We start from the raw sequence: 1,546 nt of genomic DNA, 5'->3' as shown, positions 1-1,546 counted from the left end.
AGCTTGCACACGGGTTTGCTCATAGAGCGCCATCAGGGCTTCCAGCCGCTCGCGCGTTTGCGGATCTTTGGAGCCGGCCAGGCGCAACTCGGGGCTGCCTTCCTGCAAACCCTGCGCAATTTCCTTGAACGAGTTCAAATCCTTGCCCAGCAGGAACACGGCTTCAGGGCTCACGCCCTCCATGGTCAGGAACTCATTGGCAGACTTACCAATCCGCTGGGTCAACATCACCAGCTGACCGGATGCCGAAATTTCAGCCGGCGCCGCATTCTGCTGGAGTTTGAGTGACGAAACAGTTTCTGCAATTTCCAGCAAATCCGAAGACTGGCGGTTAATGGTGCGCAGGGCGTTGCCCACCTGGGTCAGAATATTTTGCTGACCCATCACGGTTTTCGCGTTCTTTTCAGCGCGCTCCATGAAAGGCGTGACCTTTTCCACGTCAGATTGCAGGTCATCACTCACTGRCGCCAGACGCAGACTTTCTTCACCGGATTTCAGTCCGCGCACGGTTTTTGCCAGTACGTCAGAACTCTCACGCACGTCAGGGAAGGCCTGGGCACTGCCCACCAGCGCCTGAGACACCGATTTCGCCAGACGCTGCGACTGCATCAAAGACTGCCCGGTGGCCGCCACCTGTTGAGCCACTTTATCCGCCTGGCTCAGCGCCAGGAAAGTCACCGTACCCAGGACAGCCACCGCGACGGCGAGGAAAAACACCAGCACCCGCTGATGCTGACCGATGGTCCTGCGGCCCAATAAAGGCAGACGCAGCAGCTCTTGATTTACCGCAGGTGCGCCGTCCTCGGCGGTCGCCATGCGGCTGGGCGCGAAAGCATCGTCATTTCCACCCGGCTGCCGAATCGCTGCGGTCTGAAGCGCAGCCTGATCCATGGCTCCGGTCGCAAGAGGATCTGGCGTACCGACGGAAGCCATGTCCATGCTGTCCTCGGGCTGATCGGGCTTGGTTTTAAATAGCTTCTGGATATTTTCAATAACAGACATGGTGAGCCTTCCGGGAGAGAAACAGTGTGCGCTATGCGCCTATCGTCAAAAAATGCGCTTGCTGGGCAAGCAACTGAAGGTTGATTTCCTGCCAGGTCGCACCATTAAGGTCAACGTACTGGTTGCCAAAGAAATCGGGCGCGTCGGGCGCTTTTTCGGAAAAATCACTGAACGCCTCCTGATTGCGCAGCCCGGACAGCTTGTCGATCAGCAATGCGCAGTTAACTTCCAGGGCACTGTTGAGTGCAACAAGCCTGGAATCCGTGCGTGCAAGCTCGTTTTTGGGAGGGGGTGCTTTGCCGCTGACGTAACTCGCCAGATCCACGACACCAAACAGGCCGCCGCGCAAATTGGCAACACCGGCGAACCAGGCTTGCGTATACGGAACAGGCTGCGTACTGACCCACGGGAAAATTTCACCGGATTGGCTCAGGGGAAACAGGTATTTCTTCCCGCCAGCCTCCACGGCCAGCCAGGACGCGGCAACGCCTTGCGTCCGCGCAATCTGCAACCTGTCGGCCAGCCGGGTTTGTAGCTCTCTAAG

Annotated in this window: 2 protein-coding genes; both read right to left on the bottom strand. The window is 57.9% G+C overall.

The annotated features are described in order from the left end of the window. A partial coding sequence (locus AC1DWI_RS22670) for a type IV pili methyl-accepting chemotaxis transducer N-terminal domain-containing protein (protein ID WP_477725849.1) occupies nt 1-1,002 on the bottom strand: 1,002 nt, incomplete at its 3' end. Nucleotides 1,003-1,033: 31 nt separating this feature from the next. Continuing rightward, the coding region (locus AC1DWI_RS22665; protein ID WP_477725848.1) for a chemotaxis protein CheW at nt 1,034-1,546 on the bottom strand (513 nt) is incomplete at its 5' end.

The organism is Polaromonas sp. P3_C2 (assembly GCF_056402675.1).
This window is presented reverse-complemented; position numbering and strand designations above follow the sequence as displayed.